Raw genomic sequence first — 17438 nt, 5'->3', positions numbered from 1 at the left:
AGCGCTCTATGTTGAAGAAACTGTCTGATACTATCGCTGCCAACGACTACTACAAACTGTGGCTTAAAGATGCGTGGCCGTATCTCACCGGCGCGATTCTGCTCTCGGTATTCCAGATCGTCTCTCTGGCTGTCACCGGTAATCCCTGGGGCGTATCGGCAGCCTTCGCAAACTGGGGCGCCTGGATCTACGAAGCCCTGGGCGGCTCCGTTGGAAAGTGGTACTACTTCTCCTCCGACGGCGCCCAGGCAGTCCTGGAACGGGGATTTCTCCGGGATCCCGCCTCTATCCGCAATCTGGGTATCATCGCGGGGGCACTTTTCTCGGTCCTTATCGCTTCGGGGTTCAAAGTCAAACAGATCAAGACAAAAAAGCAGGTCGTGGCGGCTGTTCTGGGAGGCCTCCTGATGGGCTACGGGGCACGGATCGCCTTCGGCTGCAATATCGGAGCTCTCTTTTCGGGAATTTCCATGCTCTCCCTCTCGGGCTGGGTCTTTGGAGCCTTCCTCTTTCTGGGAGCGGTCATCGGCAGCAAAATGCTGGTGAAGTTCTTCATGTAATCCCGGGGAACAGATTCCCAAGGAACAGATCATGCGCGAAAAAAAACGGGAACAATACGATGTGGTGGTTATCGGCGGGGGGCCCGCTGGCCTCACCGCTGCAATCTACTGCGGCAGGGCACACCTGTCCACACTACTCATAGAAAAATCGCTTATCGGAGGTCTTGCAACCTACACGAACGAGATCGAGAACTACCCGGGCTTTCCCGAGGGAACCACCGGTCTGGGGCTGATGGAGCTCTTTCACAAGCAGGCCAAAAAGTTCGGCGTACGGTTCAAGCTCACCGACGTGAAATCGGTGGCCCTCGAGGGCGAGACAAAAGAGGTTGAAACCTTCCGCACCACCTACGAGGCCAAGACGGTGATCATCGCCTCGGGGGGGCGCCCCCGGGTGACCAAGGCAAAAAACGAGGAAAAATACCTCTTTGACAAGGGGATATCCTTCTGCGCCACCTGCGACGCCGCCGCCAACACCGACAAGACGGTGATGGTGATCGGCTCCGGCGATGCAGCCATTGAGGAGGGGACCTTTCTCTCCAAGTTTGCCAAAGAGGTGATCGTCAGCGTGATCCACGACGAGGGCAAGATGGACTGCAACGAGATCGCCCGCGACGCGGCCCTGGCAAACCCCAAGATGACCTTCATCTGGAACACCGTGGTCGAGAGTTTTGAAGGCGACGGCCACTTGAGCCGGGTAAACCTGAAGAATCTCAAAACCGGCGAGATCATCCCCGTGGATGTCGACAACTGTTTCGAGTTTATCGGCTACGAGCCCAACACGGAGATCTTTGTGGACAAGGTCTCCATGTCCCAGCGACAGTACATCATCACCAACGAGCACATGGAAACGGGAATCCCCGGGGTCTTTGCCTGCGGCGATGTGCGGGAGAAGGAGCTGAAGCAGGTGGCCACCGCCGTGGGTGACGGCGCCATAGCCGGTGTGGGGGCAGAAAAATACATCGCCGAGACAGAGATGTTCGAGAACCAGCTGATGCAGAAAGAAAAGGTGGGGCTCATCTACGTCTATAGCGCAATCGATGCTCCCAGCCGGGAACTGTTGCCCATGATGCAGGAGATCGAGACCGCTTTCAACGGCCAGGTAAAGCTGAACGTGATTGACCAGTACAAGGGCAAGAGCCTCTGTGAACGCCTGGGGTGTGATGTAGAACCCATGACAGTCTTCTACACCAAGGCTGGGGAGGTGGTGGAGACCTCCACCCGGTGCGACAAAAAGAGCGTCGCCGAGGCCTTGAACAAGCTGGTGGAGACGCCCGTTGAGGTGGCGCTATGAACCGAAGAAAACGGTCTTCTGCAGCAGCCTCGGGAAATCTCCTGAAGATCGCGTGTACGGGGGTGGTGATTCTGGGACTGGTAATTCTGGCAGGTTGCGCTCCCAGGCCCACGGGAGAGACGGGAACGGAAATTGTCGAGGCCTCGGCCGTGGCAGCTCTGCTGGAGCAGCCCGGGGCAATACTGGTAGACGCCAGGAGCGCTCCTGACTATCGGCAGGGGCACATCCCCGGAGCGGTGAACGTCTCCCGGGCCGATATCGTGGTGATGACCCCCTTCCCGGCCCTGCTTGCCCCGCCGGAACAGATTGAACGCGCCCTGGGCTCCCGGGGGATCAGCAACGATTCTCTGGTGGTGGTCTACGACGACAACAACAATATGGACGCGGCCCGTCTCTGGTGGACCTTGAAGGTCTACGGCCATCATCAGGTAAAGGTGGTGAGCGGAGGGCTGGAGGCACTGAAGCGGGAGGGCTACAGCCTCACCACGGAGGCTCCGGCGATCACACCGGCAGTCTTCACGGCACAACAGGCTGACAAGACCATGATGATCTCCGCCGCCGAAGTTCGTGCTCACCTGAACGAGCCCGATCCTTCGGTTGTCCTCATCGATACCCGTTCCGATGAAGAGTTCCTGGAAGGGCACATCCCCGGGGCGCTCCACATCGATTACCGGCAGAACAACTTCCGCGATGGGACCTTCAAGCCCGTGAACCACATCAGGATCGACTACCTGAAGCAGGGGATAGATTACACAAAGGATGTGATCCTCTACTGCCATACCTCGATCCGGGGAACTCCTACGTTCCTGGCCCTCTATAACGCGGGCTATCGCTCGCTCCGTCTCTACGATGGTGCCTGGGTTGAGTGGACAGCAAATCCCATGAACCCGGTATATCGACCTGATCCGGAGACTCTGCGCCTTCGGGCGCCGGATCAGTCCTGATCCTGACGTACAGGCCGGCTCACACGAGCTGGCTCACACAGGCTGGCCCCGGACGGGGCTGGCTTAGACGGGGCTGGCTTAGACGGGGCTTGCCCGAGACGGGGCTTGCCCCAAAAAAGGAGAAAAGGCGTATGAAAAAGAACATGGTTCTGTTGATGCTTCTGGCAGGAACACTTCTGCTGGCAAGCTGTGGAGGAAAAGAGGAAGCTGCCACGACCGCTCCTGCCGCAGAGGCTCCGGCAACGGTTTCCCTCCAGGATTTTGCCGCGGGTTATCTGGCGGGGCTGCCCGAGAACCGCAGTTATATCGTGTCCATGGATGACTTTGTGAATGATGTCCGTTCCGGCAAGGATATGTATATCGTGGATATCCGCCGCGCCGACGACTACGCCAAGGGCCACGCCCGGGGTGCGGTGAACGTTCCCTGGGGAACCAGCGCCATGTGGGAATCGATTCCCTACCTGCCGCAGGACCGGACCGTTTACGTCCACTGCTATAGCGGGCAAACGGCCGGACAGGCGATCGTGATGATGCGGCTGGCCGGGATACAGGCGGTATCGGTGAACTCCGGGTGGAACCTGGGGATCGCCCGGGTTGAGGGCTATGAGGATATCCTGGAGACTACAGAAAATTCCCTGGGCACCGCTCGACATGACGTGCATCCCCAGGTGATGGAGATGATCCAGAACCACTACCAGGAGATGGCCCAGCAGGTGGGAACGCCCTTTGCAAATTTCTTCATCTCCGAGGAGAACGCCAAGGCGATTCTGGACGCAGGCGATGAATCGGCTCAGTTCCTCTCGGTTCGCCGGGCCGACGATTACGCCGCAGGCCACATCGAGACGGCGATCAACGTTCCCTTCAACCCCTCCATGGCCGAGATGATCTCCATGCTTCCCGCCGACAAGAAGCTGGTGGTCTACTGCTACAGCGGCCAGCAATCAAACCAGGTGGTGGGGCTGCTTCGGCTTCTGGGCTACGATGCGGTATCGCTTATCTACGGTATGGGTACACCCCGCACGGCTCCCCGGGGCTGGGTGAACAACGGGTATCCCGTTGTCACAGCAAACTGACCGGAACCCTTCCGGTACCGAAGGCTCCCTGCCCGAAGGCCCCAGGCCTCCCCGGGCAGGGGGCTTTTTTTTCTCCAGGATCGCTCTCACTCCCGCCATGAACACCCCGGGTGCCGTGGATTCCCTGGCACTGGTGGCGGCCGTGGCGGCGACTCTCCTGGGGGTGGCCTATCTGGGACTTCATCTCTGGAGTCTCCCGTGGTTTCCCTTTGTTCACTCCGACGAGGCCTGGCTTGCTTCGCTGAGCCGTACCATCTGGCTTGAAAAAAACCTCGCCGCCACGGAGGAGTTTTTCCTCCTTACGCCGCGTCACCCCCACGCGATCAAGACCTTGTATCACCTTATTCAGGGCCCGCTGGTGTCGCGATGGTGGACTATCGGCGCTGCCAGGGCACCCTCCCTGGCAGGAGGGCTGATCACGGTGGCTCTCCTGGGGCTGGTCCTGCGCCGTGAGAAGATTTTCCCGCCCGTGGCTGTGGCGCTCACCCTGGCTTTTGCCCTGGACCCGCTTCTTTTCGCCGCGAGCCATCTGGCCCGGCAGGAGGCGCTCCTTCTGGCGGCTCTTGCGGGGGGAATCGCCGCAGGGTCTGCTCTGGTTGCCGGAATCATTCTGGGGCTGGCTGTTTTTATTCACCCCAACTCGTTTGTCGCTGCTGCCGCTGTTCTTCCCTGGGTGGTGTATCGGAGCAGGCCCGGCCGGATGGTGCGGGATCTGGCGATCTATCTGGGAATGCTGGCCCTGGCGGGGACGCTGGCTCTGGCTTTGAGTCTCTTCTGGGACCCTCAATTTTTCAGCAATTATCTGGCCTTTGGGCGTTCCGTGGGTGTCACAGCCCACCCCCTGGTGCGGCTCCGGGAGGCGGTAAACTTCATCATCAAGATGAGCCAGCGGATCGCCGGAACCTATTATCTGCCCCCCTCCTTGATCCAGCTTGCCGCTCTGGGGATTGCCACCCCTCTGGCTCTGGCACTTTCGGCCTGGCGGGGGATACCCGGAAAGAGCCGGCGCCTGCTGCGTACGTGCGCCTTCTCGAGCCTTTTCACGGCGGCGGCGCTGGTGATCATCGGCAAGTACAGTCCGCCCTCCACGGTTTTTCTGCTTCCCGGCCTGTACTACACCCTGGGGGCGCTGGCGGGGGCGGTGGCCAAAGGCTGGCCCCGGCGGGGGGTGAGACTTCTCCTGACCGGGCTTGGCCTGGGGCTGGCGGGAATAACCGGGACCCTCGTGACGACAGAACTTATCGAGATGTTCCCCGCCAGGGTCGTTCCGGAGGATCATGGCCGGGGGGCCGATGTCCGGGGGCTCGATTCTGACAGCACCTGCACCTACACCTACACCTACACCTACACCTACACAGAGTATCTGGCGAGGATTAACTCCAGTGTTCCCCCGGGAGCTCCCGTTCTGGCGAGCCTCAACAGCGCCTTTGCCTTTGAGCCGGGACAGCTGCGCGTCTTTCGCGATCTGGAATCACTGGATCCTCTGGAGGGGTCTCTGGAGCGGTTTTTGCTTGAGCAACGGGTGGAATGGGTGGTGATCCCCCGGGAGGAGCTGGCTCTGGTCTACCGGGAACGGCCCCTCTGGAACCAGGTCTACGGCAACCCTCACCGGTTTTATCGGGAACTGGAGGAGCTTCTGGAACGGCGAGGCCAGGTACAGGATTCGTTTCTGGCTCCCTGGTACGGGGCACGCCTGATTCCCCTGGCCTCGCGGATAGACCCCCGGGTGGTGATCTACCGCCTTGTTCCTCCCGAAGAGAGCCTTCCCGACCGGAACCTTATCCCTCCTGAAGGGCCTGGTTCAGACGGTCCCGGTCCCGGCGGGGGTCCTCGGGAAGGAGTTCCCCCCGGCGGTTCATGACAAGAACCCGGGAGCCCAGAAGAAGGGCTTCTTCCACATCGTGGGTGACAAAAAGGGCTGTTCCCCGGTGGTCCCGGAGCAGGCGTTGAAGGAGGCCCTGCAGTTCTCTTCGCTGGGGCGCGTCCACCGAGGCAAAGGGCTCATCCATCAGAAAGAGCCGGGGGCGTCCTGCGAAGGCTCGGGCCAGGGCAGCCCGCTGCCGCATTCCCCCCGAAAGCTGGTGAGGATAGCGGCGGAGGGCCTCGCCAAGCCCCACCTCGGTCAGGATGGCCCGGGCGGCCTCCCTCTCGGCCGGGGTTGGGCGCCCACGGGTTATTCCAAGGATCACGTTGTCCTCTACCCGTTTCCAGGGAAAGAGTTGATCCTGATCCTGAAAGACCATGATCCGCTGGGGGTCGGGGGCCGTCACGGGCCGTCCCTGGAGAAGGACCTCTCCGGACCGGGGAAGCAGAAATGAGCCGGCCACCTTCAGGAGCGTCGTTTTTCCGCACCCCGAGGGGCCCAGAAGACATACCAGCTCTCCCTCTTCGAGCGTGAGCGAACAGTTGTGAAGAATGGGGGCGCCGTCGTAGGCCAGGGTGATCTTCTCCAGATGCAAGAGGGGCGATGCTCCCCGGGGAGCGCCAGCCAGGGTGTTGCTCATGCTGTCATCCCCCAGCGGCGAATGGTCCGTTCCTCCACCACCCGGAAGACCACGGTTTCCACCAGGCTTCCCACGGCCATCACCGTGACGATTCCTGCAAAGAGCCCCGCCGTATCCATGAAGACCCGCCGGGAGTGGATAAACCACCCCAACCCGCCTGACCCGGAGACGGAGCCAAAGAGCATCTCGGCGCTGATCAGCGCACGCCAGGCCCTGGCCCAGGCGATACGGAGCCCTGCCAGCAGATAGGGTGCTGTGGCAGGCAGGGCAATCCGCAGCAAATACTGCAGCCCCCCCAGCTGGTAGTTTCGCGCCACCATTCGCCAGGTAAGGGGGATCGCGCTGTATCCAGCCTGGAGATTGGTAAGAACGGGCCAAAACACGCTGTGGACAATCACCACCAGCACCGCTGCGGGGCCAATACCTGCCCAGAGGACGATCACCGGCAGCAAGACAATTCCCGGCAGGGGGTGGAGGAGCGCCCCCAGGAGCCGCATCAGGGCGGCCACGCTCCTCAGGGATGCCGAAAGGAGCACCGCCGTCAGGGCGAGGACGAGGGCGATCGCCGCCCCGGTGAGGATAAATCCCAGGGAAGTAAGGACCTGGGCCACCAGGGAGCCCCCCCGCAGCGCCTCCAGAAGCGCTGTGGCGATCTCTCCCAGGGGAGGCATCAGAAGCGGCGAGACGCCCCCCAGCCGGCGCAGGACCTCCCAGAGGGGGAGCAGGGCCAGAACGATCGCCCAGGCGATCACCCGGGGCGGCCAGGGGGAGCTCTCAGGAGTCATGGCTCGTCTGAAGAACCTGGGGGGCGGCACCGGCGAGGAAATCCCGGACCCTCTCCCCCTGAAGATAGCCGTAGCGGTCCATACTGCCGATAAAGCGGTCAAAGCCCCGCACCTCCCGGCCATAGCGCTGACCGGGATAATCGAGTTGCCTTCGAAGCACCGGTTCCTCAACGCCGTAGACCCGGGAGAGTGCCCTGAACAGGGTTTGCTGCTCCCCGGCCTGAACCTCCCGGGCAAGATCGATAGCCTGGTCCAGGGCACGCAGGAAGGCCTGCTCCAGCCGCGCCTCCCCTGGCTTCTCTCCCCAACCGGGGGCGGCCACACCGATGATGAAGGTAAAGGAACCTCCGAAGGCCTGGCGCCCTTCCAGCAGAAGCTGCCCCCCGGGATGATCCAGCGCCGAGAAGAGGAAGGGGGGAGCCGTGAACTGCGCCGCCACATCGCGCCCCGCCAGAAGCGCCGTGAGCCCTTCGGGGTGGCCCATGCTCACCAGTTGGTCATCGAAGCGGCGGGGATCGCCGTAGCGGTCCTCCGATGCCATGGCCAGGAGAATGTGCTGGATGCTTCCGGGCTGGGGCAGGGCAATTCGATCCCGGGGCTGCAGATCGTCCAGGGACCGCAGGCCCTCCCTGATCGTTACCAGCCCCAGAGGCGCCTCGGAAAGCCCCGTAAAGACCCGCCAGCCTGTACCTCGATCCACCCCGATCAGATAGGGTGGTATCCCCATAAAGCCAATATCCAGGTGCCCTGCCAACATGGCCTCGCGAATGGCCGAGGCATTGCCTGTGCGCCGCCACTCCACGGCGGGAGCAGGGTCGGGGGCAAATTCGCGGCGGAGTTCCTCTTCCAGGAGTCCCTCCACCTGCATGATCACCAGAGGAAGATAGGCCAGACCGTGTTGCTCGGCGATACGCACCGCCCCGGGTGCAGCCCCCTGGTCACCTTGTCCGTTTCCCGGGGTGCATCCCGCAAGCAGAACCAGCAAAATCAACAAAACCGGCAGAAGCACATGCGATTTCTTCATTCCTGGATCATAGCCCGGAGCGCACCTTTATATCACCCCGGGTATCGATCAGAAGGTTCTCTCCCCGGGCGTTTTCTGCACGCAGGGTGTCAAAGAGCCGGTCCACCAGGTTGTTTACCTCCTGCCGCGAGGAGCCCCGGAGAACGGCGAAGGCGATCCGCTGGGTGGAGTTGCTCCGGGGAGCGATCACCGTTCCCGGGGGCAAAAGAAACTGGCAAGCCTCCACACCGGGGAGTTCCAGGAGCTCTTCCCTGCCGCAACAGGCCGCGACCCTGCCGGGGCGGGCAAAGATCAGGGGCACCGCACAGAAGGAACCCTGCCGGGGCAGAGACTCCTCCCGGCGGGGGAGGCCCAGAGCGGTCTGAAACCACCCGAGTTGCCGCCCCAGAACATCTACCCCTGTTACGGGGGGCAAGGAAATATCCTCGTAGGCACCGCCCAGACGGCAGGCTATTTCGTTCACCCGCACCCCTTCGGCTCCCAGGAGAAACTGAAAATAGAGGGGTACCCCCCCAAGGCCGAAGGCCCGGGTGATGCTCTCCGTGATGTCCCGGATCTCCCCGGTCCGGCCCCGGGCAAAGCACGAGGGGTAGCGGTGTGCCAGGCACACGCCCAAGCCCTGACCGCCCGAGAGGTCGGGAGGGAAGGTTATCCGGTCCGTCACGGCCCAGATCTCGGGTTGTGCCCCCTTCCGGGACGCCCACCCGCTGAGGGTCACCTCCCGGGAGGGGTAGTATTCTTCCACCAGGAGGCTCGTCTCCCGGGAAAAGGAGAGAGCCCGGGGCCGATGGTCCAGAAGCTCCCGACGATTGTGGACAATCGCAATGCCCCGCTGGCCCTGGCTGTCCAGGGGTTTTACTACCCAGGGAAGGCGCAGCTGCGCCAGCCCCTCCTGATCCCACCGCGAGGGGTCATCACCCAGAACCGCCCAGGGAACGGTGGGAATACCGGCATGGCGAAACCGCTCTTTCATGTGAGCCTTGTTGGTAACAAGCAGAGCCTCCCGGGGAGAAAGCGGATAGGGGAGCCCCCGATCCTGCGAAGCCCGGGCTGCGGTATACACGGGCTGGTCGGACCCGGCCGCCACAATTGCATCGACTCCCAGCTCCCGTGCCGCCCGGGAGACCGCTCGATGATCGAAGGTAGAGGCCTGCACATAGCGATCAGCCAGGACCCTCCCCGGCGGGTTTTCAGCCTGATCGGCCAGGACCACCAAAAACCCCTCCCGGCGGGCCCGCTCCAAAATCCCCAACTGGCTGCTACCACCCCCCAGAACCATAAGCCGGGGCCGGGGGAGCGCGCGCCGGGGACGGCGCGCAACCCGCCCCAGGGCCCGCAGCGGCCCCCAATAGAACAGGAGCAACCCGTATACCTTCAGGAGCCGCGCCAGGGTATAGCTGCTGCCACCCGGGGCAGCGCCCCTGGCCGGGGCAGCGCGGCCGCCGCCCTCGTGGTTGCCACTCGGGGCAGCGCGGCCGCCTTCCTCGTGGTTGCCACTCGGGGCAGTGCGGCCGCCCTCGTGGTTGCCACTCGGGGCAGTGCGGCCGGCCTCGTGGTTGCCACCCGGGGCAGTGCGGCCGCCCTCGTGGTTGCCACCCGGGGCAGTGCGGCCGCCTTCCTCGTGGTTGCCACCCGGGGCAGCATGGCCGCCTCCCTCGTGGTTGCCACCCGGGGCAGTGCGGCCGCCCTCGTGGTTGCCACCCGGGGCAGCACCCCTGGCCGGGGCAGCGCGGCCTCCCTCGTGGTTGCCACCCGGGGCAGCGCGGCCGCCTTCCTCGTGGTTGCCACCCGGGGCAGCACCACCGGCCGGGGCAGCGCGGCCGCCTTCCTCGTGGTTGCCACTCGGGGCAGTGCGGCCGCCCTCGTGGTTGCCACCCGGGGCAGTGCGGCCGCCCTCGTGGTTGCCACCCGGGGCAGCATGGCCGCCTTCCTCGTGGTTGCCACCCGGGGCAGCGCGGCCGCCCTCGTGGTTGCCACCCGGGGCAGTGCGGCCGCCCTCGTGGTTGCCACCCGGGGCAGTGCGGCCGCCCTCGTGGTTGCCACCCGGGGCAGTGCGGCCGGCCGGGGCAGCGCGGCCGCCTCCCTCGTGGTTGCCACCCGGGGCAGTGCGGCCGCCCTCGTGGTTGCCACCCGAGGCAGCACCCCCGGCCGGGGCAGTGCGGCCGCCTTCCTCGTGGTTGCCACTCGGGGCAGCGCGGCTGGCCGGGGCAGCGCCCCTGGCCGGGGCAGCGCGGCCGCCCTCGTGGTTGCCACCCGGGGCAGCACCACCGGCCGGGGCAGCGCGGCCGCCTTCCTCGTGGTTGCCACCCGGGGCAGTGCGGCCGCCCTCGTGGTTGCCACCCGGGGCAGTGCGGCCGCTTTCCTCGCCACGAGGCCACTCGCCGTAGCGCACCGCCGCCGTAACAGGCCTGAACTGCAAGAGCATCGCCGAAAGATAAGGAAACGCCACGGGCCGCTCCAGCGCCCTCACCAGCAACTCCCGCCGAAACATGCGAAAACTGCCCACGGGAATGCTCCAGGGCAACCCCAAAAAAAGATGAAACAAAAGAGAGTTCAGCCGCGTTCCCAGCCCCCGCACCCCCCGGGCCTTTCGGCGCGGAACACCGTAGACCAGAGAACAGCCCGGCACCTCCTCCAGACGGCGGCGCAGGAGCGGAATCACCTCGGGAGGGTGGGCCCCATCATCGTCCAGCGTAACCACCAGCTCCCCCCGCGCCGCGGCCACCCCCGCCAGAGTAGCCCCGATCTGCCCTGTCCGTCGGGGCATCAAAACCAGCCGAACCCCGGGCCCGGCCATCCCGGCCAGAGCCTCCCGGTGAACAGGATCACTCCCGTCGTCAACGATAATCACCTCGCCCCCGCCAGCCTCGGCCAAAACAGACCGCACCCGGGGCACAAGCCGGGCCAGACGAACACTCCCGTTCAGGGAAGGAATAACCAGAGAAAGAAGAGGAGCTCTGTCCATGGAAACCATTCTACCCTAATGCATCCTGACCAGTCGATGTGCTACACTTTTTCCATGGACCACGCCACTGATCTGGTACTACGCAATCCCGACTACCTTCTCACTCCCCAAGGCCCCATCACCGGCCAGGACCTCTGGATATCCCGGGGAGCCATCACCGCGATCCTCCCCCAGGGCTCCCCCCCGCCCCCGGGCACACCCACGCCCCGCAGCGTGGACTGCCGGGGAAAAGCAGCAATCCCGGGATTCAAAAACGCCCACACCCACGCCGCCATGACCCTTCTGCGCGGATACGGCGACGACATGCCCCTCCAGGCCTGGCTCCAGGAGCGAATCTGGCCCGCCGAAGCCCACATGACCCCGGAAGATATCTACTGGGGGACACGCCTGGCCGCGCTGGAAATGATCAAAAGCGGCACAACCTTCGCCAACGACATGTACTTTCATCCGGCCCAAGCGGCCCAGGCCTTCACCGACGCCGGAATTCGGGCAGCCCTGGGGCTCGCCCTCTTCGATTTTGACGACCCCCACCGGCGAGCCCAGGTCCAGGATCGGCTCCAGGACAACCTGGAAACGATCTGGCCCAACCGCAGGAAATCCCCCCCGGAGGAGCCCGAACAGGTCTTCCCCGTGATAGCCCCCCACAGCATCTACACCTGCAGCGGCGAACTCCTGCAGTGGTGCGCCCGCCAGGCCAGCGAGAACCACCTGCTCTACCACATCCACATGAACGAAACCCGCCGGGAGGTCGATGAATGCCTGGCCGCCCGGGGTGTTCCCCCGATGGAGCATCTCCAGAACCTGGGAGTGCTGGAAACCATGGGAGACAGGGTTGTGGCAGCCCACATGGTCTGGCTGGACCCCCCGGAGCTGGATATCGCCGCCCGATGGGGCATCACCGCCGTGCACAACCCGGCAAGCAACATGAAGCTCGCCTCGGGGTGCTTCCCCTGGCAGGACTACGCCCGGCGAAAGGCCCCGCTGATGCTTGCCACAGACGGCACGGCCAGCAACAACAACCTGGACATGTTCGACGAGATGAAACTGGCAGCACTTCTGCAGAAGCACCACTTCCAGGACTCCACCCGCCTTCCCGCCGAAGAGATCCTGGCCATAGCAACGGGAGCACGGAGCACCGTCTTTGAACCCTGGGGCGTGGGCGGAGCCCTCACCGAAGGAGCCCCCGCCGATATCGCCCTGATCGATCTGGACCATCCCCAGATGGTGCCGGTCCACAACCTTCAGAGCAACCTTGTCTACAGCGCCAACGGATCCGTCGTCGACAGCGTAATCTGCAACGGCCGGGTCCTCATGGAAAACCGCCAGGTTCCCGGCGAAGAAGAAGTCCTGAGGGAGGCCCGCCGCTGCACCCGGGAACTCGTGAAACGAGCCGCCCCCTAGGAGATCCCCTAGGAGATCCCCGAGGTATCCTGAACCGTGAAGGGACGCAGGTACTCCTCAATCCCCAAAAGGAGACGTCGCACCCGCCACTCGGGCAAAAAGAAGGGATACTCCTCACCGGTCACACGGGCCGGAACAAGACGGCCATCACGGGAATCCCCCCGAGGGGGGAAAAGCTCCAGCACAATCTCCTCGCCCCCGGTCACGGCAACCACCACCTCGGCAAAGGGCTCACCCGCCTCCAGTTCCCGGAGTTCCTCCTCGGGGACAAAGGAAAGGGCGCTCAGCAGACGCAGCTCCTGAAAAAGATCCCGCACACGGCCCGGATCGACCTCCCGGGAAGCCTGCCAGGCACGATCCCCCTCCTGAGCACCCTGATCATCGCGGGGAGTCACCCGCACCGGCTCCATCCCCGGGGCACGGAGTTCCACGGACCGCACCGTCCCCTCGGGAACACGGGCCACCAGAGAATCGCGAAAATCATCGGCGTCGGCGCTCACCCGGTTGTGCAAGGCCCGGGGCAGGCGCACCACCTCCCGGCCGGAGTTTACTCGCCCGTAGACAGACCCGCCAGCCTGGGCGGAATAGCCCAGCTCCAGAAGAAACTCCCTGCCCTGGCTGTCATACAAGGCGACGCTCCGCCGGGCATCACCGGTGAGACCGTAGGCCTCAAAACGCCCCCTGGCAGAGACCACCTCCAGCCGCGAGAGATCGCGCACCGCCTGAAGAAGGGCCTCCACCGCCGAAGAATCGCCCCGAAACCCCTGGGGCCCCACCCGCCAGAGATCGGCCCCGGCATCCCGCTCCAGGGTGAGGGCTCGGCCCCGCACCTCCAGGTCAATCCGGACAACCTCCGAAGCGAGGCCCGGTGCCTCCAGCGTGTTGGCAGCCTCCCGCTCCAGCTGTTGCATGGCAAAGACGATCAGCAATACCACAAGAAGGGCCGTGTAAATCCGGGTAGACCGGGGAACCGCCCGAAACCGCGCCTTCAGAGCCGCCAGGACGGTTCTCGGGGGATCGGCCGGAGGATCGCCCTGTGGGGTATCGCCCTGTGGAGTATCGCGCGTGCTATCGTGTGTCATGACGAGACCTCCTCATCAGAAAAGAACGCCTCCAGGGCTCTGCTTCGGGCACGCCGGCGTGAGCGCACCACCAATCCCAGAAGAACCACCAGAGCCGGCACCACCAGCAGATTGAACCAGCGAATCATTCCGGGAAGAACCGGCGAGGCGATATGCAACCGGGGAACGGTCAGACCCTTGCTGCGCAACTCTGCCCGGCCCGGTTGATCCTTCAGATAATCCAGGGCGTTCAGCACAAAGGTTCCGTTGGGCGTGCGGTTCTGCGGATCCAGAAGCTGCGCCGTGGTAAGCTCCGAGGAACTCACCAGCAAAACCGCCCCCCCGGAACCGGAGCTCCCGCGAAACCGTTCCGGAAAGGCCCCGGCACCGGGTTCCTGATCTTCCCCGGATACCAAGTCTTCTCCGGATACCAGATCTTCCCCGGATACCAGATCTTCCGGAGGAGCCTGGAAAAAAGAGGGGATCTCCCCTTCCAGAAGCGCAGCCAGAACACGCCGGTCCGGCGTCTCGCCCGGAGGAACCCCCTGGATCCCCGGCCCGGCCAGCGAGGGATCATCCACGGTCCAACTCCGGGGAGACGACTGCAGCAAGGGAGTCACCCGGCGCCCCGCCAGGGCATCGTCTGCCCGGGGAACCCCGATCTCCTGAGCGTTCAGGACAATCACGTCCTCCAGAGCCCGGGTGATCACGGAATCCCTGTTCAGGGAATCCCCCCGGAGCACCGGGGCCTGATAGATCTTCTGTCGCCCCCCCTGGGCCGAAGCGACAAAACTCTCCTCATCCAGAACAAACCCCGAGGTCAGCTCCAGTCCGTAATGGGCCAGGACCTTCTCCAGCCCCGTCTCGATCTCAACCCACTGGGGCTGCGCCCCAAAGAGCATCTCCTGCTGGGACGGCATCTGCTGATAGTGACGATCCAGAAAAACCATAAGCCGGCCGCCGCGCATCACAAACTGATCCAGACGGTACAGGGCCTGCCGGGAAAACTCCTCACGGGGACCGTTCACCACCAGGGTATCGATATCGGGGGGAATCTCCCCCTCCGAGAGATCCAGCGGAACCAGATCGTAGCGGTTCTCGAGGAGGAGCGTCAGCGCCCCCGCTCCCTGACGGTGATCCTGAAGATCCCGCTCGCCAAACCCCACGGAATACCCCACCCGGGGGTTGGCCGCCACCAGCGACCGCAACCCCCAGCGCAGGGATTCCTCTATATCCTGGGGATCATCCAGCGAGTAGCCTCCAAAAAGCTCCGCATAGACCTGGAGGGGAACGGTCTGAAGGCGATCCCCCTGGATAAACTGCACCTCAAGACGCCCCTGGTCGTCCCGGGGCCGGGACAGCTCGTAGGTCAGACGATCGTAGGAATCGCGGTTGATCCGATGGAAGATATCCTCCAGCTGACGGGGAAGATCCTCAAGCCCCTGAATCCGGTACCGTTCCAGATCGGCCGAGAGAAGAGCCCTCATCTTCACCGGCTCCGTGAGCCCCGCCAAGGCATCAACCCGGGAGATCGCCCGCTCCATGGCCGAGGTGAGGAGATACTCAAGACCATCACTCCGGGAAATATGATCGACCTTCTCCAGAGCGCTTCCGTAGAGCACCACCGCTCCCAGAAAAACCGCCCGGGACTGAAACTCGTCGGAGCGAACCTCCTGGATCTCCACCTGCTCCAGACCGTACTCCCGGGCAGCAGCGCGCCCCTCGGGAGAGGAGACATCCACCACCTCGTAACTGAAGGAGCGCCCTCCCAGGGTCTCATACTCCCGCAGGAGGTCCAGGAGATACTGGCGCACCCCGTTATAGGGTGGCGGCACCCGATCGGTGTAAAAGATCCGCACCCGCAGGGGATCCTCGGCCCGGGCCAGGGTCTCCCGCGTCAGCGGCGAGAGACTGTAGGCACCGCTCGAGGTGAGATCCAGGCGAAAAAAAGCATTGGAGCTCACCAGATTGAGCACCACCAGAATTGCCGTAATCAGCACGAGGTGTATCGTTGCTCGGTATCTTGTTGAGTTTCCCATAGGACCTATCGCTCCCGCACCAATCGATGATGAGCCAGAACCAGGAAAAAGAGGATCAGGCTGAAAAAATAGACCAGCGACCGGGAATCAACCACACCCCGGGTGAACCCCGAGAAATGGTAGGTTGTTCCCGCATACTGAACCACCGGCACCACCCCCCCGGGAAGAAGCACCAGGAAAAACTCGGCCAAAGCAAGCACCAGCGTCACCACCGAGCCCGTCACCAGCGCCACCGTCTCGGTTCGCGATATCGCCGACGCCCAGAGCCCCACGGCCCCGTAGACACCGGCCAGAAGCACCGCCCCCAGATAGCCTCCGATCACCGGCCCCGGATCGAGGCGGCCCAGAAGCTGCACCGAAAAAACAAAGACCAGGGTAGGCACCAGGAGAGCCGCACCGGTGATCCAGAGCGCACAGAACTTGGCCGCCACAATCCGGACCATCCCCACGGGCAACGTGGCCAAGACCTCCCAGGTCCCGCGCCGCCGCTCCTCGGCCACAAGCCGCATGGCCAGAGCCGGCATCAGCAACGCCAGAAGCAGGGGCAAGAGCGAAAAGAACTGGCGCATCTCCAGCCGCTGCACCAGAAAGAAGGTGGAAAAAAAGAGCGCCGCCGAGGCACCCAGAAAGACCACTGCCACCACATAGGCCACGGGAGACTGAAAATACCCGGCCAGTTCGCGCCGAAGAAGCGCCCGCACCCGTTTATCCATGATGAACCTCCCTGGTCAGGGCATGGAAGACATCCTCCAGAGACGATTGTTCCTGCACTATCTCGTAGAGCTCGCTGGAAAGCGCCTCCCGGGCCAGCTCGGGCCGAACCTCCAACCCCGCCCGGGGAAAAACCCGCACAATCACCGCTGAGGGATCGGGATAGACCCCAATTCCGTCCCTGCCCGGTTCCAGCAACTCAACCCGCTCAACCCCGGGAATCGCCTCAAGGCGCTTTAGCAGCACCACCGGATCGATCCCGGCCAGAACCATCCTGACGGGCATTCCCCCGGTGACGCCACCGCCCAGAGAGAAATCTTCCAGCAGCCCCTGGAAGCGCACCTGTCCCTGGTGAATCACCACCACCCGGCGGCAGAGGGCCGCCACTTCCTGCATGATATGGGTAGAAAGAATTACCGTCTTGGTCTCGGCGATCCGCCGAATCAGGGCGCGAACCTCCAGAATCTGGTTTGGATCGAGGCCGCTGGTCGGCTCGTCCAGAACCAGAATCTCGGGATCGTGCAACAAGGCGTGGGCCAGCCCGACCCGCTGCCGATACCCCTTGGAGAGCTCCCGGATCGGCTTGTGGACGTGGCTGGCAAGACCCACCTGACGAACCACCTGCGGGACCCGTTCCGAGGGATCAAGCCCGTGGAGCCGGGCTTCGTAGACCAGATAATCCCAGGCGAACATATCCCCGTAGAGCGGAGCCGACTCGGGAAGATAACCGATCCTGCGTCGAGCCTCCACGGAATCGGGAGTAAAGGGCTGATCGTCCAGGAAAACCTGCCCTGCCGTGGGTTCCAGAAAACCTGTCATAATGCGCAGGGCCGTGGTCTTGCCCGCACCATTCGGCCCCAGCAAACCTACAATGCCCCCGCAAGGGACCTCGAAGGAGACCCCCCGCAGGGCCTTTACATCACCGTAATCCTTCTCAACCGTTTCGAAGCGTATCATCGTACCTTGTACATAGTAAGAAAATATTACCCTCGCCTTGCGAAATCATTACATTTTTGTAATCTCTGCCGGCGGCCGGCCCATCTGTCAGCGGCAGGCCATCGGCCGGCGGCCGGCCCACCT

The 17438-nt window shown here is 63.6% G+C and carries 14 protein-coding genes; 6 read left to right on the top strand and 8 right to left on the bottom strand.

The genetic code is table 11. From position 1 onward, the window contains the following. Positions 1–8 precede the first annotated feature (8 nt). The 5 genes from BW950_RS06480 to BW950_RS06460 all read left to right on the top strand — a co-directional run bounded on the left by BW950_RS06480 (position 9) and on the right by BW950_RS06460 (position 5729). Positions 9–560, top strand: a complete 552-nt coding sequence (locus BW950_RS06480; RefSeq protein ID WP_076488484.1) for a YeeE/YedE thiosulfate transporter family protein — start codon at positions 9–11, stop codon at positions 558–560. 31 nt (positions 561–591) lie between these two features. Further along, positions 592–1851 (top strand): NAD(P)/FAD-dependent oxidoreductase, encoded by a 1260-nt coding sequence (locus tag BW950_RS06475; protein ID WP_076488483.1) that lies wholly within the window; start codon positions 592–594, stop codon positions 1849–1851. Then, complete coding sequence (locus BW950_RS06470) at positions 1848–2795, top strand: sulfurtransferase (RefSeq protein ID WP_076488482.1); 948 nt, start codon at positions 1848–1850, stop codon at positions 2793–2795. Before BW950_RS06475 ends, BW950_RS06470 begins: the two co-directional genes overlap by 4 nt. A 131-nt stretch (positions 2796–2926) precedes the next feature. Beyond that, on the top strand, positions 2927–3868 hold the full coding sequence (locus BW950_RS06465; RefSeq protein WP_076488481.1) for a rhodanese-like domain-containing protein: 942 nt from the start codon (positions 2927–2929) through the stop codon (positions 3866–3868). Further along, positions 3852–5729: a hypothetical protein gene (locus BW950_RS06460; RefSeq protein ID WP_143559153.1), complete on the top strand. Its 1878-nt coding sequence runs from the start codon at positions 3852–3854 to the stop codon at positions 5727–5729. Before BW950_RS06465 ends, BW950_RS06460 begins: the two co-directional genes overlap by 17 nt. Here BW950_RS06460 and BW950_RS06455 read toward each other — a convergent pair. From BW950_RS06455 to BW950_RS06440, 4 genes are read right to left on the bottom strand one after another with little or no spacing between them, the layout of a single operon-like run. Beyond that, a complete protein-coding gene (locus tag BW950_RS06455; protein WP_076488479.1) occupies positions 5647–6372 on the bottom strand; it encodes an ABC transporter ATP-binding protein in 726 nt (241 codons plus the stop codon). The genes BW950_RS06460 and BW950_RS06455 overlap by 83 nt on opposite strands. Beyond that, positions 6369–7157, bottom strand: coding sequence for an ABC transporter permease (locus tag BW950_RS15095; protein ID WP_076488478.1), 789 nt, complete (start codon positions 7155–7157; stop codon positions 6369–6371). Before BW950_RS15095 ends, BW950_RS06455 begins: the two co-directional genes overlap by 4 nt. Beyond that, on the bottom strand, positions 7147–8181 hold the full coding sequence (locus BW950_RS06445; protein ID WP_076488477.1) for an ABC transporter substrate-binding protein: 1035 nt from the start codon (positions 8179–8181) through the stop codon (positions 7147–7149). The genes BW950_RS15095 and BW950_RS06445 overlap by 11 nt, the downstream gene beginning before the upstream one ends. Positions 8182–8188: 7 nt before the next feature. After that, positions 8189–11146, bottom strand: a complete 2958-nt coding sequence (locus tag BW950_RS06440; RefSeq protein ID WP_159438747.1) for a glycosyltransferase — start codon at positions 11144–11146, stop codon at positions 8189–8191. A gap of 18 nt (positions 11147–11164) precedes the next feature. Between BW950_RS06440 and BW950_RS06435 the strand changes: the two genes are divergently transcribed. Further along, entirely contained in the window at positions 11165–12547 is a 1383-nt protein-coding gene (locus BW950_RS06435; RefSeq protein WP_083943795.1) for an amidohydrolase, read from the top strand. A gap of 8 nt (positions 12548–12555) precedes the next feature. Here the strand turns inward: BW950_RS06435 and BW950_RS06430 are convergent, their stop codons facing one another. From BW950_RS06430 to BW950_RS06415, 4 genes are read right to left on the bottom strand one after another with little or no spacing between them, the layout of a single operon-like run. After that, a complete protein-coding gene (locus BW950_RS06430) occupies positions 12556–13629 on the bottom strand; it encodes a DUF4340 domain-containing protein (RefSeq protein WP_076488474.1) in 1074 nt (357 codons plus the stop codon). Next, positions 13626–15647, bottom strand: a complete 2022-nt coding sequence (locus BW950_RS06425) for a Gldg family protein (protein WP_076488473.1) — start codon at positions 15645–15647, stop codon at positions 13626–13628. Before BW950_RS06425 ends, BW950_RS06430 begins: the two co-directional genes overlap by 4 nt. Before the next feature lie 5 nt (positions 15648–15652). Further along, on the bottom strand, positions 15653–16360 hold the full coding sequence (locus tag BW950_RS06420; protein WP_076488472.1) for an ABC transporter permease: 708 nt from the start codon (positions 16358–16360) through the stop codon (positions 15653–15655). Then, on the bottom strand, positions 16353–17315 hold the full coding sequence (locus tag BW950_RS06415) for an ABC transporter ATP-binding protein (RefSeq protein WP_076488471.1): 963 nt from the start codon (positions 17313–17315) through the stop codon (positions 16353–16355). Before BW950_RS06415 ends, BW950_RS06420 begins: the two co-directional genes overlap by 8 nt. Between the last annotated feature and the right edge of the window lie 123 nt (positions 17316–17438).

It is taken from the genome of Alkalispirochaeta americana (assembly GCF_900156105.1).
GTDB lineage: Bacteria > Spirochaetota > Spirochaetia > DSM-27196 > Alkalispirochaetaceae > Alkalispirochaeta > Alkalispirochaeta americana.
Note: the sequence above shows the minus strand (reverse complement) of the source record. Positions and strands in the feature narration are given on the sequence as shown.